Annotated in this window: 19 protein-coding genes and 2 pseudogenes; 4 read left to right on the top strand and 17 right to left on the bottom strand. The window is 43.3% G+C overall.

The window, feature by feature from the left end; all coding sequences use genetic code 11:
• Window positions 1-7 precede the first annotated feature (7 nt).
• On the bottom strand, window positions 8-1954 hold the full coding sequence (locus tag VZF35_RS19295) for a cell wall-binding repeat-containing protein (protein ID WP_407307552.1): 1947 nt from the start codon (window positions 1952-1954) through the stop codon (window positions 8-10).
• Between the two features lie 225 nt (window positions 1955-2179).
• On the opposite strand from VZF35_RS19295, the gene VZF35_RS19290 reads away from it, so the two are divergent.
• Both VZF35_RS19290 and VZF35_RS19285 read left to right on the top strand, forming a co-directional pair.
• Window positions 2180-3784 (top strand): IS1182 family transposase, encoded by a 1605-nt coding sequence (locus VZF35_RS19290; protein WP_407307550.1) that lies wholly within the window; start codon window positions 2180-2182, stop codon window positions 3782-3784.
• Between the two features lie 181 nt (window positions 3785-3965).
• A pseudogene (locus VZF35_RS19285) lies at window positions 3966-4072 on the top strand (NimC/NimA family protein); the annotation flags it as partial.
• A 256-nt stretch (window positions 4073-4328) separates the two neighbouring features.
• Here the strand turns inward: VZF35_RS19285 and VZF35_RS19280 are convergent.
• The 11 genes from VZF35_RS19280 to VZF35_RS19230 all read right to left on the bottom strand — a co-directional run bounded on the left by VZF35_RS19280 (window position 4329) and on the right by VZF35_RS19230 (window position 17212).
• On the bottom strand, window positions 4329-4730 hold the full coding sequence (locus VZF35_RS19280; protein ID WP_407307548.1) for an ACT domain-containing protein: 402 nt from the start codon (window positions 4728-4730) through the stop codon (window positions 4329-4331).
• 12 nt (window positions 4731-4742) lie between these two features.
• Complete coding sequence (locus VZF35_RS19275; protein ID WP_407314727.1) at window positions 4743-5990, bottom strand: phenylacetate--CoA ligase family protein; 1248 nt, start codon at window positions 5988-5990, stop codon at window positions 4743-4745.
• 336 nt (window positions 5991-6326) lie between these two features.
• A complete protein-coding gene (gene metK / locus VZF35_RS19270) occupies window positions 6327-7517 on the bottom strand; it encodes a methionine adenosyltransferase (protein WP_407307546.1) in 1191 nt (396 codons plus the stop codon).
• A 7-nt stretch (window positions 7518-7524) separates the two neighbouring features.
• Entirely contained in the window at window positions 7525-8733 is a 1209-nt protein-coding gene (gene coaBC / locus VZF35_RS19265) for a bifunctional phosphopantothenoylcysteine decarboxylase/phosphopantothenate--cysteine ligase CoaBC (protein WP_407307544.1), read from the bottom strand.
• Window positions 8727-8939: a DNA-directed RNA polymerase subunit omega gene (rpoZ, locus tag VZF35_RS19260; protein ID WP_407307542.1), complete on the bottom strand. Its 213-nt coding sequence runs from the start codon at window positions 8937-8939 to the stop codon at window positions 8727-8729. Before rpoZ ends, coaBC begins: the two co-directional genes overlap by 7 nt.
• A complete protein-coding gene (gmk, locus tag VZF35_RS19255) occupies window positions 8940-9545 on the bottom strand; it encodes a guanylate kinase (protein ID WP_407307540.1) in 606 nt (201 codons plus the stop codon). It abuts the gene before it with no gap.
• A gap of 9 nt (window positions 9546-9554) precedes the next feature.
• Window positions 9555-9830, bottom strand: a complete 276-nt coding sequence (remA, locus tag VZF35_RS19250; RefSeq protein WP_014828567.1) for an extracellular matrix/biofilm regulator RemA — start codon at window positions 9828-9830, stop codon at window positions 9555-9557.
• 13 nt (window positions 9831-9843) lie between these two features.
• Complete coding sequence (locus VZF35_RS19245; protein WP_407307537.1) at window positions 9844-10722, bottom strand: YicC/YloC family endoribonuclease; 879 nt, start codon at window positions 10720-10722, stop codon at window positions 9844-9846.
• Between the two features lie 1434 nt (window positions 10723-12156).
• Window positions 12157-13329 carry an LL-diaminopimelate aminotransferase gene (locus VZF35_RS19240; RefSeq protein ID WP_407307535.1) on the bottom strand — a complete coding sequence of 391 codons (1173 nt, stop codon included), beginning with the start codon at window positions 13327-13329 and terminating at the stop codon, window positions 12157-12159.
• 50 nt (window positions 13330-13379) lie between these two features.
• The gene (gene dapF / locus VZF35_RS19235; protein WP_407307533.1) at window positions 13380-14222 is read right to left on the bottom strand and encodes a diaminopimelate epimerase; all 843 of its coding nucleotides are present in this window, start codon (window positions 14220-14222) and stop codon (window positions 13380-13382) included.
• Between the two features lie 251 nt (window positions 14223-14473).
• Window positions 14474-17212, bottom strand: a complete 2739-nt coding sequence (locus tag VZF35_RS19230; protein WP_407307531.1) for a calcium-transporting P-type ATPase, PMR1-type — start codon at window positions 17210-17212, stop codon at window positions 14474-14476.
• Between the two features lie 151 nt (window positions 17213-17363).
• On the opposite strand from VZF35_RS19230, the gene VZF35_RS19225 reads away from it, so the two are divergent.
• Complete coding sequence (locus tag VZF35_RS19225) at window positions 17364-19199, top strand: NFACT family protein (RefSeq protein ID WP_407307529.1); 1836 nt, start codon at window positions 17364-17366, stop codon at window positions 19197-19199.
• Between the two features lie 88 nt (window positions 19200-19287).
• Here the strand turns inward: VZF35_RS19225 and VZF35_RS19220 are convergent.
• The 3 genes and pseudogenes from VZF35_RS19220 to VZF35_RS19210 form a co-directional block, all read right to left on the bottom strand.
• Window positions 19288-19864: pseudogene (locus VZF35_RS19220) on the bottom strand (class I SAM-dependent methyltransferase).
• A gap of 1 nt (window position 19865) precedes the next feature.
• Window positions 19866-21080 carry an MFS transporter gene (locus VZF35_RS19215; RefSeq protein ID WP_407307527.1) on the bottom strand — a complete coding sequence of 405 codons (1215 nt, stop codon included), beginning with the start codon at window positions 21078-21080 and terminating at the stop codon, window positions 19866-19868.
• Window positions 21081-21151: 71 nt separating this feature from the next.
• On the bottom strand, window positions 21152-21835 hold the full coding sequence (locus tag VZF35_RS19210; protein WP_407307525.1) for a DUF2225 domain-containing protein: 684 nt from the start codon (window positions 21833-21835) through the stop codon (window positions 21152-21154).
• A gap of 448 nt (window positions 21836-22283) precedes the next feature.
• On the opposite strand from VZF35_RS19210, the gene VZF35_RS19205 reads away from it, so the two are divergent.
• Window positions 22284-24230 carry a penicillin-binding protein gene (locus VZF35_RS19205; protein ID WP_407314725.1) on the top strand — a complete coding sequence of 649 codons (1947 nt, stop codon included), beginning with the start codon at window positions 22284-22286 and terminating at the stop codon, window positions 24228-24230.
• A 67-nt stretch (window positions 24231-24297) separates the two neighbouring features.
• Here the strand turns inward: VZF35_RS19205 and VZF35_RS19200 are convergent, their stop codons facing one another.
• Both VZF35_RS19200 and VZF35_RS19195 read right to left on the bottom strand, forming a co-directional pair.
• Complete coding sequence (locus tag VZF35_RS19200) at window positions 24298-24747, bottom strand: peptidoglycan recognition family protein (protein ID WP_407307523.1); 450 nt, start codon at window positions 24745-24747, stop codon at window positions 24298-24300.
• Window positions 24748-25015: 268 nt separating this feature from the next.
• The gene (locus VZF35_RS19195) at window positions 25016-26503 is read right to left on the bottom strand and encodes an alkaline phosphatase family protein (RefSeq protein WP_407307521.1); all 1488 of its coding nucleotides are present in this window, start codon (window positions 26501-26503) and stop codon (window positions 25016-25018) included.
• Window positions 26504-26611 lie beyond the last annotated feature (108 nt).

The following is a 26611-nucleotide window of genomic DNA, read 5'->3' as shown; positions in this document are numbered from 1 at the left end:
CATTAGACTACTCAATCTTACCGAACATCGGTACTAGCATTAACGTTGCGGTCGTTGTAATCCCGCTATTCGGGTCGATACCATTTATTGTAATTTCGGCAAGCGATGCAGGATCAAGGTTCGAGCGAAATCTCACTTCGAGTAAACCATTTCGCCCTGTAATTGTACCCACATCTGTTGTGAATGTTAGATTATCGGCAAGAGATGAGTTTGTAATATCATTGCCGTATTGATCATTCACAATATATGTTGCATAACCTATCTTATCATTTCCATCAGTATCAGCTAAAGCCAGTTTCGTTGAGGTTATCGTGATTTTGTTGATCTTTTGATCTGAGTATTGACTGGGGCTTGGAATATCAGGCACGGGATTATAAATGGGGTAGGTGTAACTTGAAGAGCCTGTGCTTGAAGCAGAATCAAGACTCACAGTTATGCCGTTTGTTAAGTCAACTAGTGTAATGATAATGGGTTTATTGATATCTGATGAAGAGTTATAGGTTATCGTACCTATACCTTTGATTGGATCTAAGGAAACTGATGATCTTATGGAAGCAACTGCAGATAACTGAGACGCTGGAATTGTTGCAGTAATGTCCTTACCCATCTCATTAAGGATTTGGTATCTGAAAGTAGTAGTGTTTGCACCAGCTTTGATAAAACTGCTTAAATTCATAGTCATATGTTTCCCATTTGGGTTATTCACGGTAACCAGACAATTGGCAGCGTAACTTTCATCGAATGTTTTTGCTGTAATAACTGCTGTACCCTCACTTAGCCCTACAACAGTTCCAAGGTTTACTGTTGCCACTGCCGGATTACTTGACACCCAAGTCACGTTAGTATCGTTTCCGTCTGCAGAACCTTCCGGCATATCAAGTGTAGCTCTTAAAGTTTCAGTTTTTCCTACGCTTAGGGCTAGGCTGCTTTTATTTAGTTTTACGCCTTGGGGTGAAGAGGTATCCCCATTAGCAACATTGGACGGATTTAAATTATTAATCACAGGATCAGAAATGATCCCTGTTCCACCAAATACATAGATATGGCTTGCATTTGTAAATCTTTGCTGATAATAATCTCTCGTATTGGCCGGAGAATCATTATTAATAAGGATAATAGGTTCTGATATTTTAGCACTATAAGCGGCACCTGTTAAAGCATCAGCAAAGCCTTCACCCGTTGCTATACAGATGCTGTCTGAATTGAAATCAGTATTAAATAATTGGTTTACCGCAATATTTCTTGCATATTTATCAGACCCTAAGATCCGTTCTGGATTTGGGAACTGTTGGGCCACTTGATCGCTAATAATATCCGAATACCCTATGACATAGGTTTTACTCACATTAAGTGTTGAAATGTAATTTTTAACGGAATCGGGTACAGAATCATTAGGTACTAGAATAATTGGAATTTGCTTAACAGAAGCAATGGGTGCAATTAGTAACGCATCGGGATAGTCCTCGCCTGTAACAACAAACAATGTGGAAGGACTCGAAGTAACTTGTTGGGCAACCTGAATCGCAGTCGCGTAACGATCACTTCCGTAAATCCGTGTTGTCTCAAGTCCCATTGTTTGAAGTTCAGACTCAACAGATTGAGATATTACACCTGTTCCGCCAATAATAAAAACATTTTTCACTTGCAAATCTAATAAGGTTTGTTTTGTAGTAATTGGTAAACTGCTAGTATTTGTTAATAAGATGGGGGCATTATATTTCTTGGCTAATGGGGCAGCGGATAGCGCATCGGGATAGTCTTCACCGAAGGCCAATATTGCATAATCAGATTGAGACCAGCCCGACTTAGCGATCTGGGACGCTGTTTCGTAACGATCTATACCTGCTAATCGAGTAATTATCGGCGATGTAGTTGCTAATGTTAATACAGGAAAAACTAAAATGATAAGAGTTAAGATTAAACATAGCGTTAAGCTCTTTTTCTTTAGAGACATAATAAAATTTCACTTCTTTCATATTTTTTCTGAAAATAAGTCTATCACATCATTGCGTATTAATTTGTCATAAAATGTAACCTTTTTATTAAACTCCCTACTCCCATATTAATTAAAGGGGGCGTTGCAAAACGAACTAAAATAGTTCGTAAGCAACGCCCCTTTTCCTACTAGAAACAAAACTGCAGGTCCCAAAGAACCCGCAGTTGTCGTATAATTTGAGTTATGCTAACAACCAAATTACACTCTAAAAATTATACTGAATTAAGTGGACACTATCAATTAGTTCTACCATTTAATTTTGATGTGTTAATACCGGAGGATGACTCAGTTCGACTGCTAAGCCACATTTTGGAGGGATTGAATTACGAAGCGTTGTATCAGGCCTACTCTTCCACTGGAAGAAAACCTGTAGTCGAACCCAAAATCCTGTTCAAAGTAGTAGCCTATGCCTATATGAACAACATTTACTCAAGCCGCAAGATTGAAGTTGCTTGTAAAAGAGACATTAACTTCATGTGGTTGTTGGAAGGATGCAAGGCACCAGACCACAGCACCCTTGCTCGATTTCGGAAGAACTATTTAAAGGAATCCATAGAAGACCTCTTTTTCCAAATGGTGACGTATTTACACAAGCTTGGGGAAGTAGAGTTTAAGAACCTTTTTGTCGATGGAACAAAAATTGAAGCCAATGCTAACCGTTATACGTTTGTCTGGAAGAAAGTCGTTACTAAGAATGAGACCAAAATGTTCTTGAAAATTCAATCCTGTCTTGAGGAGATCAATTTGACCTATCTAAAGGACTTCAAGGCAACCAAAGAAACGTTACTTAAGGACCTTAAGGCGGCCCTCTCCTACCTAGAAGAAAAACGTCAGCAAGAGCAGATTGAATTTGTCCATGGTATTGGAAAACGGAAATCAAAGCTACAAAAGTTTACAGAAGACCTGAAGGAATTCTATACCCGTCAAGAAAAGTACAACAGACATCACCAATTCTTCGAAGGAAGAAATAGCTACTCCAAAACCGATCCTGATGCGACCTTCATGCATATGAAAGATGACCATATGCGCAACGCTCAGTTAAAGCCGGCTTACAATGTTCAGATTGGCGTGGAAAGTGAATATGTAACAGGGGTTGGGATTTTCCAGGATCGTAACGACATAGCCACACTCATCCCTTTCTTAAACACGCTGGAATCTAAACTACAGGCCCATTATGAAAATGTTACTGCAGACTCTGGTTATGAGAGTGAGGAGAATTATCTTTATCTCGAAGGGAAAAAGCAGACCTGCTACATAAAGCCGCAAACCTATGAACAATGGAAAAAGAAACGCTTCAAAAAGGATATCAGCAAGCGAGAAAACATGGTTTACAATGCAGAAATGGATGAATACACCTGTCATAACGGAAAACAACTCAAACTAGTGGGAATTACCCATCGAACATCGGCAACGGGCTACCGATCTGAAATCACGATCTATGAATGTGAAGACTGCCGTGATTGTCCTTGTAAAAGTCAATGTACAAAAGCTAAAGGCAATCGAAGAATGCAAGTATCTAAAACGTTTGTGGCCAAACGCCAGGTATCGTACGGAAACATTACCACCGAAAAAGGGAGACTACTCAGAGTAAATCGATCCATACAGGTCGAAGGAGCCTTTGGGGTACTCAAGAATGACTATAACTTTAATCGCTTTTTGACACGAGGTAAAAACAGTGTAAAAACTGAATTTATGCTGCTGTGTTTTGGGTATAACGTGAATAAACTTCACGCTAAAATACAGAATGAACGAATTGGTAAACCCCTTCATCCATTAAAAACGGCTTAAAAAGGGGTCGAAAAAACAGTCTCATCTAGAAGGCTTATTTTGCTATACACAAATTTAAGTAGAAAATAGAGATTGAGCATTGCAATCAAACCACTTAATATTTTCCACAGTAAAAAGAAATGGGGAGCATCGCTTGCTACTTCAAAATAGTAGTTTTGCGACACTCCCTTTAGTGGACATAAAATCTATGTATAACATTGAGATGGAATTTTTGCAGTGTTATACTTTACCAAGGGAACAGCTACTATCTCTTCTTTTACTGCTGAACCCGAAACATTCTCATTATAATATACAAATCAATACGGCCTAAACCGTGTATTGGTTTATAAAAAAGCTATTACAATCTTTACGAGATTGTAATAGCTTTTTATTCTCAATAAACATAGTCTTAACTTCACATTGGTAATATAAAAGCACAAGAATCGCTTTAAACCTCGCGTACTCAAAGGGCAAAAATCAGCCTAGGCATCCGCCTAGTTACATACCGTATACTGTGAAGAATATTTAAAGCAAGCTTATCGGCCAGAACAAATTAAATCCAATCTCACAGCAGCGGAAGGTTGAGCTTTTTCAGCGCATTTTCCATAGTCTCCTGATCCCGGACTCGTACAACAACTTGGGCCTGTTCATTTTCCTTTTCCACAAAAGCATACATGTATTCCACGACAACGTCATGTTGAACAAGTTGATTAAGCACCTCTGCAAGCCCGCCCGTACGGTCGGGAACCTTAAGTGCCCATACTTGGGTAAGAGAGACCACCACTTTGCGTTCGCGCAATTTTTCCGTGGTATGTTCAGGTTCATCCACGATAATTCGCAGGACTCCATAATCTTTGGTGTCCGCTAAGGATAGGGCCCGCAAATTTACCTTAAGTTCCGCGAGAAGACTGATGACCTCAGCTAACCGACCTTTAGAATTCTCCAGAAAAATAGATAATTGTAACATAATTTGCCCTCCCTATTTGCGTTTATCGATAACCCGGACCGCTTTTCCCTCGCTCCGGGGAATACTTTTAGGTTCTACCAAACGGAGACGAATTGAAATTCCCAAAATCTCTTCAATTCTCTGCTGCAAGCGTTCTTGCCGTCCCTCTAATTCACGGACTTCATCAAAAAAGCTGGTTTCGTTGACTTCTACTTGAACTTCTAACTGATCTAAATTTCCCGCACGAGATACGACCAGTAAATAATGGGGTTCAAACCCATCTGTAGAGAGAATCGCCTCTTCCACTTGACTGGGAAAAACATTAACTCCCCGAATAATCAACATATCGTCCACACGAGCTGAAACTCGTTCCATCTTCCAGCCTGTCTGCCCGCAAGAACACCGACCATAATGCAGTGTCGTCAAATCTTTCGTTCGGTAGCGCAAGACCGGAAACCCTTCTTTTTCCATGCTGGTAATGACAAGTTCACCTTGAACACCTTCAGCGACAGGATTTCCTTCACTATCTAATACTTCCGGGTAAAAATGTTCGTCAATATGCAAACCAGCATGAGCGGAACATTCCATAGCTACACCTGGACCCATCGTTTCACTGAGACCATAGATATCATAGGCCTTAATGCCCAGCCGGGCTTCAATCTGTTCTCTCATACCCTCGGTCCACGGCTCAGCACCAAAAACTCCAATTTTAAGCTTCAACTCATCACGGGAAATCCCTGATTCTTCGAGGCTTTCTGCTAAATATAAGGCATAAGAAGGGGTACAAGCCAATACGGTCGTTCCAAAGTCTCGCATCAACATGAGTTGACGAGCCGTATTTCCACCTGAAATGGGTACAACAACTGCGCCGAGCTCTTCACAACCGTAATGCAGCCCCATTCCCCCTGTAAATAACCCATATCCATAGGCGATTTGCACAACATCCTTTTGGGTAACACCCACTCTCCGAAGTTCATTGGCAACAATTTTAGACCAAAGTTTAATATCGTTTCGGGTATACCCCACCACAGTCGGTTTGCCTGTAGTCCCTGAAGAGGCATGAAGCCGAACGATATTCTCCATAGGTTCCGCAAAAAGTCCAAACGGATAATTTTTGCGCAAGTCTTCTTTGGTTGTCAACGGGAGCCGTTGAAAATCATGGAGAGAACGAATGTCTTCAGCTTGATGAATACCTAATTCTCGAAACTGCTCTCGATAATAAGGAATCGGCAACACCCGCTCTACCGTTCTACGCAAACCTTCCAGCCATTGTTTTTCCATCACTACCATCCCTCTTTACCTCTAATTTCTTATAGGGCTGCTAAAATATACTGCTAGTACTGTTTCCGAATTTCTTTTGTACTATAATACAGTTTGAATAATAATACCTAATTCTTTTACTTCCTGTCAAGAAACTTTAACTTCCGACTGACTTCAACAAGGCAAATTTAACCCATTATCTCCGCAACAATAGGAACTCTAATCCTGTTAAGGAAAAATATGAATCCTTTCATTCATAGAAGCAAAAATGCTGAACCCAAATCGCCAAACGCAGCGCAGAAGGTCAAAGGGGCTGTACATTAAAAGATGTACAGCCCCTCTTCAACATTTAACAATTTAAAAGCCTGCAAGCTTTTTTAACGCTTCAGCCTTATCAGTTCTTTCCCAAGGAAGGTCAAGGTCAGTTCTGCCAAAGTGCCCATAAGCCGCTGTCTGCCGATAGATTGGACGACGAAGATCTAAATTCTTAATAATCCCCGCCGGACGGAGGTCAAAGGTCTGCATCACTAATTCAACGATTTTATCATCCGGCAGCTTCCCTGTACCAAAGGTCTCAATCGAAACGGAGACAGGACGGGCAACGCCGATGGCATAGGCAATCTGGATCTCACAGCGATCAGCAAAACCAGCAGCGACAACGTTTTTGGCTACATATCGAGCTGCATAAGCAGCAGAACGGTCAACCTTTGTGGGATCTTTACCTGAGAAGGCACCACCGCCATGGCGAGCCATTCCGCCATAGGTATCGACGATAATTTTTCGTCCTGTTAGACCACAATCCCCCTGAGGGCCGCCAATCACAAATCGGCCGGTAGGATTAATGAAGTATTTTGTCTCTTCATTTAACAATTCTTTCGGGACTGTTGGGTAGACGACATATTGCAGCAAATCCCTGCGGATTTGATCCTGGGTAACATCCGGGTGATGTTGCGTAGAAATAACAATAGTATCGACTCGAATCGGCTTGTTGCCCTCGTATTCCACGGTCACTTGAGTCTTGCCGTCTGGCCGTAAATAACTCAAAAGTTCTGATTTCCGCACCTCGGTCAAACGACGGGCCAAGCGATGAGCCAAATCAACGGGCAGCGGCATATAACTTTCAGTCTCATTTGTCGCATAACCAAACATCATGCCTTGGTCACCGGCGCCTATGGCTTCAATATCGCGATCCGACATTTCCCCAGTTTTTGATTCCAGAGCCTGATCGACACCTAGGGCAATATCCGCCGATTGTTCTCCGATCGAGGTTAACACGGCACAGGTATCTGCATCAAAACCATATTTAGCTCGTGTATAGCCCACTTCCCGAACCGTTTCCCGAACGACATGCGGAATATCGACATAACAAGTTGTTGTGATCTCACCGCTGACGAGCACTAGGCCAGTTGTTACCATCGTTTCACAAGCAACACGAGCGTTGGGATCTTGAGCAAAAATTGCATCGAGAATAGCATCCGATATTTGGTCGCAAATCTTATCGGGATGCCCTTCGGTTACAGACTCTGAGGTAAATAACTTTTTCGCCATTAACAAATCACTCCTTTGTTTCTACCCCGAGGAGGTGAGCAATCTCAGTAACGAGATGCCGAGCAACCTCAAGCTTGCTCATCTGGGGAAAATCTATTTTTCTTCCATCAGGAAAAAGAAAACTTACAATATTTGTAGGGCTGCCAAATCCAGCTCCCTGCTGTGTAACGTCATTAGCTACTAGGAGATTAACATTCTTGCGAAGCATTTTTTCTTGAGCGTTTGCTAAAAGATTTTCCGTTTCAGCAGCAAAGCCAATCAGAACCTGAGACGTTTTTTTTCGTCCAAGTTCAGCTAAAATGTCCGGATTAGGAACTAACTCTATCGTACGGTTTGACCCGTCTTTTTTAATCTTCTGTTCCGCTTGTACAGCCGGACGATAATCTGCAACTGCAGCAGCTTTAACAACAACATCCATTTCTGAGAAACGTGACAGGACTTCATCGCACATTTCCAGGGCAGTATGCACAGATACACGAGTCACTCCCTCAGGAGTTGGTAAATCTGTAGGCGCGCTGACTAAAACAGTCTCAGCTCCAGCTTCTTGCAAAGCCTGAGCGACGGCATAGCCCATTCGTCCAGAGCTTCGATTTCCAAGAAAGCGAACAGGATCTAAAGGTTCTTGGGTTCCGCCCGCAGTCACAAGGGCCTTTTTTCCTTTTAACTGACTTGATCCAACGAAAAAACGAACGAGCGTCTGTAAGATCTCTTCAGGCTGGCTCATGCGCCCATCCCCTTCAGAACCACACGCTTGAAAACCGGAATCAGGTCCAATCAAATGTATCCCGCGCTCCTGCAGGAGTTTAAGATTCCTTTGGGTGGCGGGATGATGATACATCGCATGATTCATAGCTGGTGCCACAAAGATCGGCGCACGCGTCGCTAAAAGAACGGTTGAAAGAAAGTCATCTGCCAGCCCCATAGCCATTTTTGCCAAAAGGTTCGCCGTTGCCGGGGCAACAACCACAACATCAGCCTTCTCTGCTAAAGCAATATGTTCAACGTTCCATAATTTTGGTTCCTCGAACATGTCTACATACACTGGGTTCGCCGACAAACTCCTTAAGGTGAGCGGAGCAATAAACTCTGTCGCAGATTTTGTCATCACGACGTGAACTTCAGTATGCATCTTCCTTAAACGGCTCACGAGGTCAGCAGCTTTATAAGCAGCAATTCCGCCGGAGACTCCAACTAGGATCTTTTTACCTGTTAACATGGTGAAATCTCGTCGGGAATGCATTCATAAGCATTTTTAGATTGAGAAATCTCTTCGAGGGATATACTGACGGACTTGACGCCTTTAGCCAGGTCCTCATGCTTCCCTTCTTCCATAATGGCACGCGCTCGTTTGGCGACCACAATAACCAAGGTGTATTTGCTGTCAACTTTACCCATTAGCTTATCTAGTGACGGTTGTTTCATTTAGGATTCCCCCTTAAAAACGAACGGTTTTCGTTTAACCCGGCATTTTTCAGCGATAAGAATACTCTTTAATTTATCGACAGCCACAGGAACTTCATCATTCACGACAACGTAATCGTATTCACTCACATACTCTAATTCCTGAATGGCGGTAGCAAGTCGCTTTTGAATGACCTCCTCAGTCTCAGTTCCTCGTTTATGTATGCGTTCCGAGAGAGCATCCAGTGAAGGTGGAACGATAAACGTAAAGACTCCCTGGGGAAAACGCTTTTTGACTTGCAAGGCACCTTGAATTTCAATCTCCAAAATGACATCCTGGCCGTCCTTGATGGCTTGTTCCACGGCAAATCTCGGTGTTCCATAGTAATTATCACAAAACACAGCCCACTCCAAAAGTTCATCCCCAGCAATCATAGTTTCAACGTCTTCTCGCGAACGAAAATAATAATGAACTCCATCCACTTCACCAGGACGAGGCAGGCGTGTCGTCATCGAAACAGAATACTTTAAATTAGGAATTTGACGAAGCAATTCTTGACAAAGGGTTCCTTTACCCGCCCCGGAAGGACCCGAAAGGACAATTAATAACCCATGACTCTTTTCCACGCTACACCCCTAATCTGCCGGATCTTCTACATGATTGCTGGATTCTTTGGTGGAAAGTCGATGGGCCACAGTCTCAGGCTGAACTGCAGACAGGATCACATGATGGCTGTCGCAGATAATGACTGCACGTGTACGCCGGCCATAAGTGGCATCAATCAGCATGCCCGCATCTCGCGCCTCTTGAATAATACGCTTGATTGGGGCGGATTCCGGACTCACAATCGAGATAATTCGATTGGCAGATACAATATTGCCAAAGCCAATGTTAATGAGCTTAATGTCCAAAATGAATCCTCCATTACTCTAAATTTTGAATTTGTTCGCGCACTTTTTCCAATTCGCTTTTGACGCTCACAACCTGTTTACCGATACTCAAATCATTAGCTTTCGACCCGATCGTATTAATTTCCCGGTTCATCTCTTGAACCAAAAAATCCAGTTTGCGGCCCACGGAGTTGTTGCTGCGCAAACCCTCTCGGCTCTGAGCCAGATGGCTGTCAAAGCGAACTAGTTCCTCTGTGATTGATGCGCGATCCGCAAAATAAGCTACTTCATTCGCTAATCGAACAGGATCAAGTTCAACTCCGCCCAAAAGCGTTTGAATCCGTTCCTGCAGACGTTCCTGATAGTCTTTTACAACATGCGGTGCGCGCTCAGAAATAACGCGCAAATGTTCAGCCAATAGATCTAATCTTCGTAGGAGATCGATCGTTAACTTTTCTCCTTCAATTCGGCGCATTTGTCCAAAACCATCAGCCGCTTTCAAAAGAGCCTCAGCACACACATTCCACAAAGTATCCAATTCGATTTCTGGTTCCTGAACAGAAATCACCTCAGGCAAGGCCACTAAACGGTAAATATCCGTATCATACGCCGTATGAAGAGCTGAGGCGAGATCCTTCAATGCCTTATCATACGACAGTGCTAATTCTTTGTCAACCTTCGCTAATCTCATTTTTCCTTCAGATTCCACGATGTTGATATGTACTTCTAGGCGTCCGCGTTGAAACTTTTCTTGTAGAATTTTACGGACACGTTCCTCAAATCCAATGAAATTGCGCGGCAGCCGAACGACAACTTCAAAAAAACGATGATTCACCGCTTTCAGCTCTACAGTGAACTGATAACCATAGCCACTCGCTTCACCTCGACCAAATCCCGTCATGCTATTTGCCATATGTATACCCAGTTTAACCACCTACAACCGGGACGTTCACCCCTTTACGGTTTATCGGACGCTTAAGACAGTATAAAATTCTAATGATAGCGTCCCTCTTTCTATATTATAACAGATTGCAAAATCATTTTCGAATTGGCCTCTGACTAAAGATTAAACGAAACAAAAAATCTTTACTCCTTTATCTTTTGATCCGGCACGGTTCCCCTGGCCAGGGACGGCCAGACCACAAAGGCTTTCTTAACGCCTGGAAGGATAAAATTGAGCTGTTTACAAGAATACTTCTTTTATGTTCAAGGCGTGGATTAGAGGCCGACTTTGCCGGTGTGTTACAATCATTCGTCCGGGAAGAGGGATCTGCTTGCTTCCTACTCCCTCTCCCCCCTCACCGGCGACTTAAAATCAACACGCCGTGTCAAGTTTGCTCTGGCCACTCCATAGTCCTACTTAATCCGTTCCTTTCTCACTAAATTTAACTCTGTTCAGCAATCCGTATAATCAAACTACAAGCATTGCATTTAATAACAGTATTGCTGGGCAAGCAGCAGCGGATTATTACCAAATGAATCAATACAAAACGTTGGAACACCTACCACGACCACTGTAATTAGCATAACTGCTGCGAATGGCACCTCAAAATTCTATTCAAGATCCGTAAGGTAGAATTAAGAGAAAGTACCTTATCGAAAATTAATTACCCGTTGTACCAAAAGAAGTTTTTTGCACACAACGGGTTCTTTGTTTTTAGATGAATACTAGTTATAATTAGTTTAAGCCTTCTCACTAGAAAGCTTGAATGAGGGATGAAAGACATGAATAAAAAACTATTTATGAGTCGCATATTCCTTGTGATAAGTATATTTTTGGCAATAGTGTTCTTAGTAGTTAATTTCTATTCCCAAGATATTATGAATTACTTAAATTTTTATCGTTGGATTGGTTGTGGCGCTATCGTGTGTAATACAATTAATCTTCTTTTAAAATATTTAGCCTTCAAAAAAGATGGCATTGAAATTAAAAATTGGTGAATATACGGTCCATACTCACTGGTACCCCAAAACTTATACTTTCTGTTACGTAAAAAAAACCCGGCTTCGCCGAGCATAGCGAAAGCGAATCCGTTGGTTGCACTTATGCGCTGGCCATGGATGGCCGAGTGTCCCTGTAGCCACGGATGGCGGGAAGGGGCCTTGAAGAAAGTATTTAAAAGATGTCTATGCTTACTGACAGTATAAAAAAATCGCATCTTCGAAACGATGCGATTCCCATCTCTTGATAGGTTATATAATTCCTCTAAATAAGTTTGTTTTTTTGCACACTTTTGTCTCAAGAGCGTTTCAAATTCAGGATTCAGAATTCCGAATCCTGAATTCTTACGGCTTGCCGCGGTATGATTTTCTAAACAATCCGTTTCACTAGTTCATACTTAAAAGCTTAGAATTGAAATTTTCCAAGGTTATCCTGTAAACGCCTGAACGCTTCTCTGAGTCTCTCCGTATTAATCGTCAGTGAAATACGGAAGTAACCCTCACCATATTCTCCGTACCCGTTGCCCGGTGTAATGACAACGCCGGCCTTATCTAAAACTAATTCAGAAAAAGAAGTTGAGGTATACCCTTTTGGTACTTTGGCCCAAACATAGATCGTAGCTTTAGGCTTTTCCACTTTCCACCCGAGGGCATTCAATCCTTCGATCACGATATCTTGCCGTTCCTGATAAATCTTACACATCTCTCGAACCAAATCCTGATTCCCTAATAGTCCCTCTATTGAAGCCACTTGAATGGCCTGGAAAACTCCAGAGTCGATGTTCGATTTGATACGACCGAGAGCCTCAATTACCCTGGCATTACCTGCAGCCCAACCAATTCTCCACCCAGTCATATTATAGGTTTTGGACATGGAATGAAATTCAATTCCGACTTCCTTGGCCCCCAGGATCTCAAGAAAGCTTAAAGGCTTATAGCCATTGAAGGCAATTTCTGAATAAGGGCCATCATGGCAAACTAGAATATCGTTCTTCTTGGCAAAGGCAATTACTTTTAAATAGAAGGTTTCATCCGCAACGGCTCCTGTAGGATTATTGGGATAGTTTAAAAACATCAGCTTAGCTTTTCGGGCTATGTCTTCCGGGATCAGGTCTAAGTCGGGTAAAAAACCATTTTCCTCTTTCAAAGGCATCGTATAGGGAACCCCACCGGCTAATAACGTTCCAACTCCGTAAACGGGATAACCGGGATCAGGAATCAAAGCAATATCTCCAGGATTTAGATAACATAACGCAATGTGGGCAATCCCTTCTTTAGATCCAATCAGCGTCACAACTTCTTTTTGGGGATTCAAGACTATATTGGAGCGCCGTTTATACCACTCCGCAACAGCCGAGCGAAATTCCAACATCCCAACATAGGAAGGATAGCGATGATTAGCAGGATTGCAAGCTGCCTTGACCAACTCATCAACGATATGATCCGGTGTCGGGAGATCAGGGTCCCCTATTCCCAGGCTGATAACATCCACACCTTTCACTTTGGCAGCTGCAATTTTTTCATCAATCCGAGCAAATAAATAGGGGGGCAATGCTTGTATTCGTTGAGCTTCTTCCATATAAGTCATCCTCCCTCAACCGTTTCAACAAGGAGCAACTTACGATTTGCCTAGGGTTCTAACCAGACACCCTTAAACACGTAAGCAGCAGGACCTGTCATATAAACATGATTGTCAGATCCCCATTCAATCAATAAATCTCCCCCGGGCAGATGAACCGTCACTGCACGTTCTGTTTTCTCATTAAGTACGGCGGCAACCGCGGAGGCGCATGCGCCCGTACCACAAGCGAGTGTTGGTCCGGCACCCCGTTCCCAAACCTTCATGGTCATCTCACGTGGAGAATCAATTCGGATAAATTCTACATTGGTTTTACGCGGAAACAACGGATGTTTCTCAATTGCCGGGCCTAAACGCTCAAAATCCAACGTGGAAAAATCGTTCACAAAGATAACGCAGTGTGGGTTCCCCATGGAAACTGCTGTGTAATGAAAGGTTTCTCCTAAGACTTGGAGTGTCTGCCCAACCACAGGTTCACCTTGACCCAGGACTGGTATCAGGTCCGCCCTCAAAATGGGCTCACCCATATCCACCCGAACTCCTAGAACCTGACCCTCTTGAATATCAAGCCCTAAGGTCAAAACTCCAGCAAGAGTCTCCACGCGCATAGGGTTATGTTTAACGATCCCCTGATCATATACGTACCGTGCAAAACATCGGATACCATTACCGCACATTTCAGGCTCAGAGCCGTCCGAATTGATGATCCGCATCCGGGCATCAGCAACTTTAGAAGGTAAAATTACTACTAGCCCGTCTCCCCCTACTCCGAATTGACGGTGGCAGAGCTTTCTGGCTAACTCAGGATAATCCACATTTCCGTCCAATGTAACAGAAAAATGGTCCAGGAAAACAAAATCATTCCCCAGACCATGCATTTTAACAAACTCCATCGTGCTTGCTCCTCTCTCCTGATAAGATTAACGAATACGATATGAGATTTAGCACTTGGTCCTAAGCGACTTTCCTCTATCCTACGCATTATCTTTCTAAAAGGATACTACTCCGAGTGGAATGGGTCAACCATCCGAACCAAGTATACACGATGGAAGAACAAGTTATACATTATACGTTCTTTTGCTTACTGAGCAAAAAAACGATCTGATGAACGAACCTACACTCACTGAGAATCAAAGGGCCGAATTCATCCTTTGGCTATCGACGTTTTTCCCTGCCAACTGTTTTTAAGCAGCCGAGCAAATCCTATTAAAACAGAAGGTCCGCCTGCGACGCAGAGGATAAAGATCCATTGCCAACTGTGTAAAGGAGCCGTTTTGAAGATCGCTTGTAACGGAGGAAGATATATGACACTAAGCTGCATAATTGATGAAACCAACACTGCGCCTACCAGATAAGGATTTGTAAACAGACCCACTTCAAAGATGCCCCGTTCTTCAGATCGGCAATCAAAGACATGAAACAACTGTGAAAAGACCAGAGTGGTAAAGGCCATTGTCCGCGCCACTAACATATTGACACCCATAAATAGCCCCGCGACGAAAACTAAGAGCGTTCCAAGCCCGATCATCGTTCCCCTTATCCCAATCTTGCCTGCTAACCCTCGTGCGAAAATACTTTCTCCAGGGGTTCTCGGCGGACGGCTCATAATCTCCGGTTCCGCACCATCCACACCCAAGGCCATAGCAGGAAGACCGTCAGTAACAAGATTAACCCATAAAATCTGAATTGGCAGGAGAGGAAGGGGTAAGCCCACGAGTGTCGCTAAAAACATGGTTAGAACCTCACCCAGATTACAGGAAAGCAAATAGCGAATAAACTTCCGTATGTTGTCATAAATTCCGCGGCCCTCTTCCACAGCAGCTACGATCGTTGCAAAATTATCATCTCCCAAAACCATTGAGGACGCTTCTTTTGTGACATCTGTTCCCGTCACACCCATAGCAACTCCAATGTCCGCCTCTTTAACAGCCGGAGCATCATTAACCCCATCTCCAGTCATGGCCACTACTTGCCCCCGGTTTTTGAAAGCCTTTACAATTCTTAGCTTATCTTTAGGGGTTACACGGGCATAAACGGAAACATCCCTGACCCGTTCGCTTAACTCCTGATCAGACATTCTCTCCAATTCTTCTCCCGAGATGACTCCGCCGCTTGTTCCTCGTATGATTCCCAACTCATGCCCCACAGCTTCCGCAGTCAAACGATGATCTCCGGTAATCATCACAGGCTTAATCCCGGCTTGCCTGCAGACTTTAATTGCTTTGACGGCACTAGGACGCGGAGGATCAATCATTCCCAATAACCCGACGAAGGTTAACTCTTGTTCAACCTGATCACTAAGAGGTTCGGTATCAGATAAAGGTTTTTCCGCAACGGCCAAAATGCGCAGCGCATGCCGAGCCATTTCATCGTTTGCCCGCATGATGTTTTGCCTACGTGCGGGAGATAGCTCCACAACCCCTTCCGACGTCAATTCTTGTCGGCAAAGTTGTAAAACCTTGTCAGGAGCCCCTTTAACGTATGCCCTTCGTCCATGCTTAGTCTGGTAAACCACACTCATTCTTTTACGGTCTGAGTCGAAAGGCAATTCCCCAATCCGCTCTTGTTTCCGTTCCAACACCTCGCGCCAAATTCCCGCCTTTGCAGCAGCTACTAGAATGGCGCCCTCGGTTGGGTCACCCTCGATCCCCCAAGGAGCATTGCTTTCTTTAGAACGAAAAAGCCCCGCTACTTTAACCCCTTTTTTGGTTAGTATTGCATTATTGCAAAGTGCTGCGATGATTAAACCTTCATGAAGAGGGTCTTTTTCTTTCTCTGGATCGGCACCATAGAAATCTCCCTTAGGATCATACCCCTGACCGGAAACCGTAATTTTTCTGCCATCCGAGTAAATTTGGCGCACGGTCATTTCGTTCTGAGTTAACGTACCCGTTTTATCTGAACAGATCACTGTTGCGCAGCCCAAGGTTTCCACAGCCGGAAGCTTTCGAATAATTGCCTGACGCTTAACCATTCGCTGCACGCCCACAGCCAAAGCTACAGTGACAATCGCTGGCAGACCCTCCGGAATTGCTGCTACCGCCAAAGACACACCCGTGAAGAACATTTTATAGAAATCTTCTCCCCGTAAAATCCCGGTTATCACTACCGCTACACAGACAAGCACACTAACTAAGACCAACCATTTTCCCAACTCGGCCAAACGTTTTTGCAAAGGTGTCTCTTCTTCTTCCACGCTTTGGATCATCCCAGCAATGACGCCCATCTCTGTATCCATACCTGTTGCCACGACGACCCCGGCTCCCCGGCCATTGACAATCGAAGTCCCCATATAACCCATATTTCTTCGATCAGCCATAGGCGTAAGCTCATCAACCAATGGTGAAATATTTTTGCCCACAGGATGGGATTCTCCCGTTAGGGCAGACTCTTCCACTTGAATATTGACGGCCTGAATCCAGCGAACATCCGCTGGTATACGGTCCCCTGCTTCCAGAAGCACAATATCTCCAGGCACAACTTCTGCAGCAGGTATCCGCTGCTCGAGACCTTCACGTAGCACACGGGCTTCTGGAGCGGTAAGGGAGCGCAAGGATTCCATGGAACGCTCAGCCCGAAACTCCTGAACAAATCCTAAAATTGCATTGACTATTAAGATTGTTAGAATTGTAATAGCGTCTGCTATTTCGCCTAAAAGCCCAGAGACTACCGTTGCTGCCAATAAAACTAACACCATGAAATCTTTAAACTGTCCCAAGAACAGAAAGACAGGATGAACTCCTTTCTTGGCTGCAAGGACATTTCTACCGACCTCTTGCAACCTCCGATGAACTTCTTTTACACCCAACCCCTTGCCTGGATGCACATCCAACACCTTGGCAACATCAAGCCAAGGTAACACATGCCATGCCTGTTGCCGCATGTATCAATCTCCTCCTTTTGCAATAATGGCTTTGATACTACTTTGTCCTCTTCGTAGTACATGCTTATTCCAAAAGACGTTGAAAAATGCCTCAGCAGTACAAGTGTGTTATACTAAAAAGCGACTCGTATTAATGAAAGGAGTTCTCTCCATGGCTTTAGACGGTGTGACTCTGGCCTATTTAGTAAACGAACTTGCTCCTCAACTTAGAGGGGCACGAATCGATAAAATCTTTCAACCGGAAAAAGAAGAAATCCATATCCAATTGCGCCTCTCTCAAGGTAATAGGCGACTCTTACTGAACGCAAGCGCTACTGCTCCACGATTTCACCTTACCGGAGAAAACAAAAAAAATCCCCCCTCTCCTCCCATGTTTTGTATGATCCTGCGTAAACACCTTGAGGGCGGAAAATTGGTCAGCCTATCTCAAAGAGATTTAGAACGCGTCATAACCTTCGAAATTCAAAACTACAACGACCGCGGAGATCTCGTCACCCTTCATCTTCATTTAGAAATCATGGGTAAACACAGTAATCTTATCTTGGTGGACCCGACCACAAAGACAATTCTCGACGGATTGAAACGGTACTCCCATGCCGTAAGCCGCTATCGTGAAGTCTTACCGGGACGAGCTTACCTCACCCCTCCTTCCCAAGGAAAGCTGCCGCCCACTGAAGATGAAGAAACCTGGCGGCAAGCTTTCTCGACAGATGATCTCGATCGCCAGATGACAAAAATCTTACTCTCCCGTTTTGCAGGGGTCAGTCCAGAATTGGCCTTGGAAATCGTAATTCAAGCGGGGTTAACTGAGGATGTACATCTCCACCAGTGCGGTGATATTGACCTTTCAAGACTTTTCCAAGCATACAGGAGGTTATGTAACCCGGAAGGTACGCGGGAAATCCAACCCTGCATCTATTATCAGCCCATACCCCAGTCTCCTCCAACCACCTTCACGTTTGTCCCCTTTCAACAATACCAAGAATTAAAAATGGAGAAGTTCTCTTCTTTAAATGAGACAATTGAAAGTTTCTTTTATTTAAAATCCATCACCAACATCTTAGAAGCCAAACGCGGTTCTTTGCGCAAAATCGTTCAAGAACAACAAACTCATTTTCAAAAGAAACTTAAAGTCTATGAAGAAGCCATATCCAACGCTGATTCCAGTCTTGCTTATCAGAGATGGGGTGAGCTGCTCACAGCCAATCTTCATCGAATTCCCTTAGGATCGATAGAAGTCATGGTAGAAGATTATTATGATCCCTCTCAATCCTTAGTAACTATCCCTCTAGATCCCCACATCAGTGCCATTGACAACGCTCAGCGCTATTACAAATACTACAACAAAGCCAAGGCCACCTTGTTTAAAACCAAGCAACTCCAAGAAAGTGCTGTCGAAGAGGTGAACTATCTGGATTCTTTAAGGGTTAGTTTAGAGCAGGCCTCCTCACTGACTGAACTCGATGAAATTCATCTTGAACTCGTAGGCCAAGGCTATTTAGCCGGTAAACCTGCAAAAAAGGAACCACGAAAGACTAAAAAAGGACGTTCCTCGGCGAAATCAAACGTTAAATCTCCCAAGGAAAGGATTCAACCTCGGGTCTATCGTTCGAGTCAGGGCAGAATTATCTATGTCGGTAAAAATAACGCTCAAAACGATTGGCTGTCCTTGCGCAAAGGCAAGCCCAACGATTTATGGCTCCACGTCAAGCAAATTCCGGGTTCCCACGTTCTGATACCCCTCGACGAAGGAGAAGAATTTCCTGACGACGCCACCTTAGAAGAAGCCGCAGCCTTAGCCATTTATTACAGCCAAGCACGAGGTTCTTCTCAAGTCGCCGTGGATTATACCCATGTCAAACAGCTCAAAAAACCTAATTCCGCCAAACCTGGCATGGTAATCTATGATCAGAACTGGACTTTATTCCTTACCCCCAAGCCGGAAATCCTCGAACGTCTGCTGGCTAGTGAAGAGCTTCCGGAGTAAAGCGAGAAAATTCAAGCCCTCTCGTGCGTTTTGCCCGAGAGGGCTTTTTGTGCAATATCTTAGCCTTAAGTTGGAGGCTCGGGGTTATTTACTTGGGACAAACTTTTTCAATGCAGATAAGTTCAGGCGGATGATTGATTTGATTTGTAAAACAAATATTAACGACATTATAATCCTTTTGATTTAATTCTGAGGCGAAATCTCTCAAGGCCTCTTTTTCCACTTTGCCATTTTCATGCCCCGGATATATAACAAGCAGAATAATGCCATTGGGTTGGAGTATACTTAAACATTTCTGAACTGCTTCTAGGGTAGTCTCCTTGTTGGTAGTAATCTCATCGATCTCCCTTCGGGAGATATCCTAGATTAAATATTACCAGTTTAACATTTTCTATCTTATAGTTATCGATGTTTTCGTGGCCATCGAGAATTAGTTCAGCTCTTTCAAGGAAATTCAGTTCTTCAAGCTTTTTCTTAGTATTAATAACAGCTTCTTCTTGAATATCAAAAGCATAAACTTTTCCTTTTTCCCCAACCAAATGACCTAAAAAAACAGTATCGTTCCCATTTCCCATGGTACAATCAACCGCTATATCTCCCTCACGTAATTTTGTTAGGCAAATTCTTTTTGATATTTCCACAACATTAACGAAGATATTCTTCATATCAAGACAGCTCCTTCTGATGGCGTCTCCCAGAATAGGCAGCCAGCAATAACATTAGGATTGTAGAAATACAAGATACCACAAAGGTTAAACTCCAGACCGCATTTACACCTTTTAACCCAATGTATACGCCCATAAGCGATGTTCCAAGGGCTCCGCCTATCGCTTTATCTAGGGTGGATAAAGCACTGAATCTCGCTCTATAATTTCGAGGACTATGGTTTGCAATATACACTCCAAAGTTCGTGGCCATTAGTATTTCTCCCAGTGTCCACAATACCGTAGATACTACAAGCAGAGAAAATGTGCGAATACTTCCGATCATGCCAAAACCCAAAGCATATAAAAAGCCAGCGATAGCCATGTTCATTAGAGGCTTAAATCGTTTTGTAAGATTAATAATCCACATGGTCAGAATTATAACAGTTAAAGCATTAACACTCATTAGTAAGCCAAATTTTTCAGGGCCTTGGGCTTGGAATATAGTATCCAGCATGATTGGCAGAGAAAATCTATGCTGAATGTAAACAGCACAATAAATGATATATATTAATAAAAGAATCATAATTTCAGGTCTTCTGATAAGAACCTGCAGAAGGTTCCCGGATTCGTCCTTTTCTTCTTCAGTCACAGCAATTTCCGAGGTTAGCGGATCAATTTCAGTAACTTGGAATATAACGAGGCTCACAGCTATAAAAGACGTTAGAGCATCCCCTATAAACAGCATTGGCAGACAATGGTTGAATAAAAACCCTGCGACGATCGGACCGAGAGCTACACCAACATTAACCCCTAAGTAATTAAGGGAATAACCTAATTGCCTTTTATAAGGCGGCAGTATGTCTGCAATCATAGAATTAATGGCAGGTCTTACGGCTCCATTAAAAAAAGTAGCAGCTAAAATACAAACTACAATAACTGAAGGATTCGTTAGAAAAGCACAGGGGATAAGCAACACACCTGCAATTGTCTGTGCTAAGATGTAAATTTTCTTTCGGCCGAGTTGATCTGCAAGGTTACCTCCTAAAAGAGAACTCGGAATACTTAAGATTGAAGCGACCATAACGATAACACCTGTCGTTTCGAACGATAAATCCAGCTTTTTGGTCAGGTACAAGGTTAAGAACGGAACCACAAAATCTCCAAACCTATTTATTATTTGAACCGCGAAAAAAATATAAATACTTTTAGGTAATCCTCTATAAGCATTGATCATTATTCTGAAACTAACACCTTGCTCTCAAATTAAGGCTATACTAATCCGCAGACTTTCTTTTGCTGCTTTTTTTAATGATGTTCCCTATTTTGTTCCGCAGTAACTCTCCATTGCTTACGAGCCATTTCTAAGATCTTCGTTTCCTCATAACGTCTGGGGTGTTCTGCTATTTTCGAAAAATAGGAGATAGCCTTAGAAAACTGCCCTAACCGTCGGCTTAACTCTCCTAAGATAAATAAAACTCTGATTTCAGATAAGGATGTCCCTTTAAAATCCGAGTGTACATACGACTCTTCATATTCTTGAAGAGCTAACTTCATAAAACGCTCTTCCTCTTCCTGTCTGTTCTCAGTTCTGTATATCCAAGCCAGACGCATACACAAACCACCTAAGACCGAATGTTTTTCCCTCTTTAAGGTAGCTGAATAGATCGCCAATTTAAGAGATTCAATCGCTTTCTCTACATCTCTAACTTGTCCGAATTCCTTTTTCCTCCATTCAGCAGTTATCTTTACTTTGATAAGTTCTTTAGTGCCTAAAGGAAAATTATCTGAGAATTCCTCAGTAAAGGCAAAGCCGCACTCTGGGCATACTTTAGCGTAATAAAAATGAGGATTGCTATCACCCTCTTTGTAATGTGGACAAAAGTCGCTGTCTATTTTATAAGGAATTGAATGCCGATAACGCACTCGAAGGGTTTGAAAATCGTTGCCGCAGTATGGACAATTGACTTTTGTCGCATATAAAGCGTTCATTGCCTACTCTCCTTTTTAGGGTGAAAAGCCAGAAGTAACCTTTTAAGGGTGCTTATGGTCAGCTTGAATTCACATCACATTTAAATACCCGAGTTATCCTGTACTTATTTCGACCCCTTTACGTTAATTCCTTTCAGTTTTCAAAGAAAAAGACTGTCCTATGTATTAAACGAATCGTCTTTATTTCCAATATAAGGTTTAACATTTTCTTAATATGAAGGTTGTCAATGCCGAACGAATCTGAGCTATAATATAGTTAGAGAATATTGTTCATTTCAGACAGTTTTGACCTCTTCTCCCCTGAGTGAGAGGACTTTTTGTCTAGTCCTCGGTTCAATGATTGGTGTAACCAGAAGGGCGGGTTAAGGAAACAACTTTGAGAACAGAAAAAAACCGTACTACATATTTTTCACGCGACCGTTGGGTCCAGCTATTTTTAGCCGCTTTAATGCTTGTGGTGTTTGGCCGGCTTATCGATCTCCAAGTTGTTCAAGCTTCGGCACTCCAGGAGAAGGGAACTGAGCGGCGAACAAACGACCAAAACCTGCACCCCCAAAGAGGGACTATTTTTGATGCCCAGGGGAACGTATTAGCTCAAAGTATTCCCGTTAAAGAAGTCTATGCAGATCCCAAGACATTAAGTGACTTAATTTCCAAAAAGCAAATTAAAAGTACTAAAGAAGATATAGCCAAAGAACTCGGAACTCTTTTAGGAATAGATTCTAAGGATATATTGGCTAGTCTCAATAAAAACTTATCTTGGATTAGCCTTGCTCACCAAGTGGATATCCCAACAGCAGATAAGGTAATGGCTTTAAAAATTCCCGGAGTAGGTTTAGATGATGAAGCAAAGCGTGTCAACCCCATGGGAAGCTTTGCGGCCTCAACCCTAGGAATTGTCACTCAAGACGGTCATGGTGTGGAAGGGATCGAATCTTATTATGATAATGAATTATTTGGGAAACCAGGGTTCATTTCCCAGGAGGAGGATACCCGAGCACGCTCAATCTTAGGCGCACCTTCGCAAAATGAACCGCCCAGCCCAGGTGATAACCTAACTTTAACTCTCGATTCAACCATTCAATATTTAATTGAACAGCAGCTCGACAGTTTACAGCAATCGACTAAAGCTAAAAGCGTGACAATTTTAGCCATGGATCCTATGACCGGACGTGTCTTGGGTATGGGATCTCGTCCGACCTTTGACCCTGCGAATTATCAAAAAGTTACTCCCGATGTTCGCCGTAACCTAGCTATAAGCATGTCCTACGAACCTGGCTCGACCTTTAAGACAATTACAGGATCAGCTGCTCTGGAAGAAGGAGCCATAACCCCAGATGAGACGTTTTATGATCCTGGGTATCTTCAAGTTGGACCCAAGGTGATTACCAACTGGGATTCTGACCAACAAGCACGAGGAAATACTACATTTACCCAAGGAATGCAATCCTCCTCCAACGTAGTCCTCGCTCAGGTCGGAATGAAATTAGGCATGAATAACTTTTATACGTATTTAAAAGCATTTGGGTTTGGCTCTAAAACCGGGATTGATATTTCAGGTGAAGAAAGCGGCATCCTTGTTCCCCAAGACAAGGCCAGGGAACTAGATCTGGCGACGATGTCCTTTGGTCAAGCAAATTCAGTGACCCCTATTCAGCTATTGACTGCTATTTCAGCGATAGCTAATGGAGGGACACTGTATCGACCCTATATTGTGGATAAAATTACAACTCCCGATGGTCAGTTGGTTCAACAACAAAAGCCAACTCCTGTTCGTCAGGTCATCTCGAAAGAGACAGCATCTCAAATGACAAATGTCCTTGAACAAGTTGTTGCCGGCGGCACTGGGTATCTGGCTAAAATCCCCGGCATCAATGTAGCAGGTAAAACAGGAACTGCTCAGAAAATAGACCCCAAAACTGGGGATTATTCAGCCACAGATTACGTAGCTTCATTTGCAGCCTATGCGCCCGCAGAAAAACCCAAAATTGCCTTGCTGATTATTTTAGACACTCCAAACATGGCGGACAGGCAACATGATGGAGGGCCACTGTGTGGCCCTCCGGCTAAAGTTATCCTTGAAGGGGCTCTCCAATATTATGGCATTCCCGTATCGGCAGATACCAAGAGTATCGTTTCGATTTCTCCAAGCGACTCTTCTGTCAGGCCCTCCCCCAAACCTGTGACGCCGGAACGAACCCCCTCTGCTGACGAAGTTGCAGTACCTGATTTGACGGGATTAACCATGCGCCAAGTAGGGATTACTTTGGAAAAATCAGAACTTCACTTTAATTTTACAGGCAGCGGCTTAGCCAATCAGCAATCCCTCCCGGCCGGAAAAGTAGTCACTAAGGGTACAAGCATTGATGTCAAGTTTGCTGACTTGTCCCCGTAAAACGAAATAAGATTTTTTTTGAAGAGTCTCCCATCCTTAAGTTATATCCAGATAGATTACAACAGCTTTAAGTCAATCGTTCTTCTAATTCTTTTTTTAGAACATCCTCCGGAAAATACCGTCCTGGACATTCTGTTGCCGCCCCGGGAACGTCTCGATGCAGCTCAACGGCTTCAGGTCCTAGTTTATAAGCCTCCATGAGTTGCACTATTTTATTGACTAACCCATTTAATTGGATCTCCGGTACTTCGGTCTTGCTAAAATTCCCTACCAGGCAGACTCCTATACCCATAAAATTTCGATTACCTGCTTTGCAGTGCGCCCCCGGTTGGTCTAATGGCCTTCCATCTTCACAGCGGCCATCAGGCATTATCACGAAATTATACCCTATATCGCTCCAACCGTTGGCTTTATGCCACTCTCGAATCATAACAGCATCGACTGGTACAGTCTTCCCTGAACGACGCACCTCTATGGGACTTGCAGTATGGTGAATTACGATTTTTTGCCAGTCCATCCCCATTCCCCCTCCTTCCATTTTTCTATGTTAAGGATAGTTAACTGCCTAGGCAAGTTTCAGTATCTCTTAATCTTTTGCAAAACTCCCCTTCTGTTCCTTTGAGTCTTAATTAATGATTTATGCTGGAAGTTTTATTCTGTGATTGTATCGGAGATTGTCAATCGTTTTTCTAGTTCTTAGCAACAAAAAGCAAGAAGAGCAGATAACCTAAAGTTCTGCTCTTCTTACTCTTATCGTTATTTCTATAATTAGAGGATATATCTTGCTAATGCTTTCCTATCTCAAAATGATCCAAAATCAAGGGATACAAATCCACAATACGCGGATTTTCTAACACAAAGGGTCTGCCGGTTACAATCATTGGTACTGTCGAATCTTCTTCTTCCAGAGAGCCATGGCTTCCTCCGCCAGGGTGAATTGGAGCTCCCTCCGCAAAATACTCGTACCCTGATCCTGCCGAAACGACGACTCGACTTCCTCCTCTCGCCTCTAAAGCCGAGATAAGGCGGCTAAAAGCATCTGGGAATTTTCCAAATTTAATGGTCCGATCTTCCGTTACATGAGCATTTACCACGGATAAATCTCCATCATAAGACCATGATTGACCATAAACATCATGAACGAGACCATCACGGGAAAAGAAAAGTTGCTTCTCAGTACCTCCTTGCATGACACTGTATCTATTCTCTGCGATTTTCCAGGCAATCTGGGCATTTCGAGCATCTTTTCCGAGAATGTCCACGACTCTTGGCAGGATCTCATGGTGCCTTTGCAATATGTAAATAAAAGCCATCCGTTCATTAGGACAAATGGCAATCTCATGCTGATCTTCAATGGCCTCTTCGGTAGATCTTAGCCTCTTGAATGACTTCAGACCACGATCCAGATCAATCAAATAGTCTTTGCCTAAACCGACTGTCGACTGGGCATGATCTCCTGTCACAATCATGACCGTTTCCTCAAGAGCATTCTCCCATGAACTAAACTCGTCAAGGATCGAAGCAATCTGTTGATCTGCCCGTTCTATGGAAGGACCAGTACGCAATGGGCCATAGTGGTGAGAATTTTTATCGTTATCCGGAAAGTAAATAACCGTGAAATCAGGTAAATTCCCCTCCCGAACAAGCTGACGGGCCACTGCCCCAGAGAAAACATCATTAAATCCGAAACGGGAAAAAGCCCCTCTCGGGTAAGCAGATAAACGACCAGAGAAAGGCAAGTGGACGAGTTGTCCTAAGGTCAAATGGGAAGGTCCAAAAATCTCTTTTTCACGGATCTGAAAGCCAGTCGCTAAGGAGATCAAAAACGGAAGTTTCGCTCGAAACGGGTGTGCGGCCCGATGCATAAAAAGATTAACATTCCCAGTACTAAATCCCGCGGCCTCCAACCTCTCATAGAGCGTTGGGGTCTCTAGGGCCAGATGTTCCGTATTAAGCTTTGATAATAGATTCAGAATAACATTCTTAGGGCCTATTTTAAGAACGCTTTGCCAAGTCGCTCCATAATCGACCAGTTTACGGATCTCTTCGTTATACCAGATAAAGCCGGGGACCCCATGGCGGTCAGGCCCTGTACCTGTGATCATTGAGCTCGTCGCCACAGGTGTCATCGTTGGGAAAGTGGACACAACACGTTCGTAATAAGTCCCATGCTTCGCCAGAAAGCAAAGGGCCGGTGCCTTACCTTCGGATATAATTCTTCCCAGAACCACGGGATGTAAAGAGTCTATCACAAATAAGATAACCTTTTTCATGATCGACCCCCTTCAAACTTACTGGTAAAATTTATTATAACAAACTTGTCTCCCTCTTGTCACGAAACAAAAGAGCGACATACTGGTTCAACGCTAGTTTAAAAGCTA

This window comes from Desulfosporosinus paludis, assembly GCF_045689965.1.
Lineage (GTDB): Bacteria > Bacillota > Desulfitobacteriia > Desulfitobacteriales > Desulfitobacteriaceae > Desulfosporosinus > Desulfosporosinus paludis.
This window is presented reverse-complemented; position numbering and strand designations above follow the sequence as displayed.

Coding starts and splice junctions, on each gene's coding strand:
- VZF35_RS19225 (WP_407307529.1), top strand. CDS start 17,364: ATGGCTTTAGACGGTGTGACTCTGGCCTATTTAGTAAACGAACTTGCT.
- VZF35_RS19205 (WP_407314725.1), top strand. CDS start 22,284: ATGCTTGTGGTGTTTGGCCGGCTTATCGATCTCCAAGTTGTTCAAGCT.
- VZF35_RS19240 (WP_407307535.1), bottom strand. CDS start 13,329: ATGGAAGAAGCTCAACGAATACAAGCATTGCCCCCCTATTTATTTGCT.
- coaBC (WP_407307544.1), bottom strand. CDS start 8,733: ATGTTAACAGGTAAAAAGATCCTAGTTGGAGTCTCCGGCGGAATTGCT.
- VZF35_RS19210 (WP_407307525.1), bottom strand. CDS start 21,835: ATGAACGCTTTATATGCGACAAAAGTCAATTGTCCATACTGCGGCAAC.
- VZF35_RS19200 (WP_407307523.1), bottom strand. CDS start 24,747: ATGGACTGGCAAAAAATCGTAATTCACCATACTGCAAGTCCCATAGAG.
- VZF35_RS19215 (WP_407307527.1), bottom strand. CDS start 21,080: ATGATCAATGCTTATAGAGGATTACCTAAAAGTATTTATATTTTTTTC.
- metK (WP_407307546.1), bottom strand. CDS start 7,517: ATGGCGAAAAAGTTATTTACCTCAGAGTCTGTAACCGAAGGGCATCCC.
- rpoZ (WP_407307542.1), bottom strand. CDS start 8,939: ATGAAACAACCGTCACTAGATAAGCTAATGGGTAAAGTTGACAGCAAA.
- VZF35_RS19280 (WP_407307548.1), bottom strand. CDS start 4,730: ATGTTACAATTATCTATTTTTCTGGAGAATTCTAAAGGTCGGTTAGCT.
- VZF35_RS19245 (WP_407307537.1), bottom strand. CDS start 10,722: ATGGCAAATAGCATGACGGGATTTGGTCGAGGTGAAGCGAGTGGCTAT.
- dapF (WP_407307533.1), bottom strand. CDS start 14,222: ATGGAGTTTGTTAAAATGCATGGTCTGGGGAATGATTTTGTTTTCCTG.
- VZF35_RS19275 (WP_407314727.1), bottom strand. CDS start 5,990: ATGGAAAAACAATGGCTGGAAGGTTTGCGTAGAACGGTAGAGCGGGTG.
- VZF35_RS19195 (WP_407307521.1), bottom strand. CDS start 26,503: ATGAAAAAGGTTATCTTATTTGTGATAGACTCTTTACATCCCGTGGTT.
- VZF35_RS19230 (WP_407307531.1), bottom strand. CDS start 17,212: ATGCGGCAACAGGCATGGCATGTGTTACCTTGGCTTGATGTTGCCAAG.
- VZF35_RS19290 (WP_407307550.1), top strand. CDS start 2,180: ATGCTAACAACCAAATTACACTCTAAAAATTATACTGAATTAAGTGGA.
- VZF35_RS19295 (WP_407307552.1), bottom strand. CDS start 1,954: ATGTCTCTAAAGAAAAAGAGCTTAACGCTATGTTTAATCTTAACTCTT.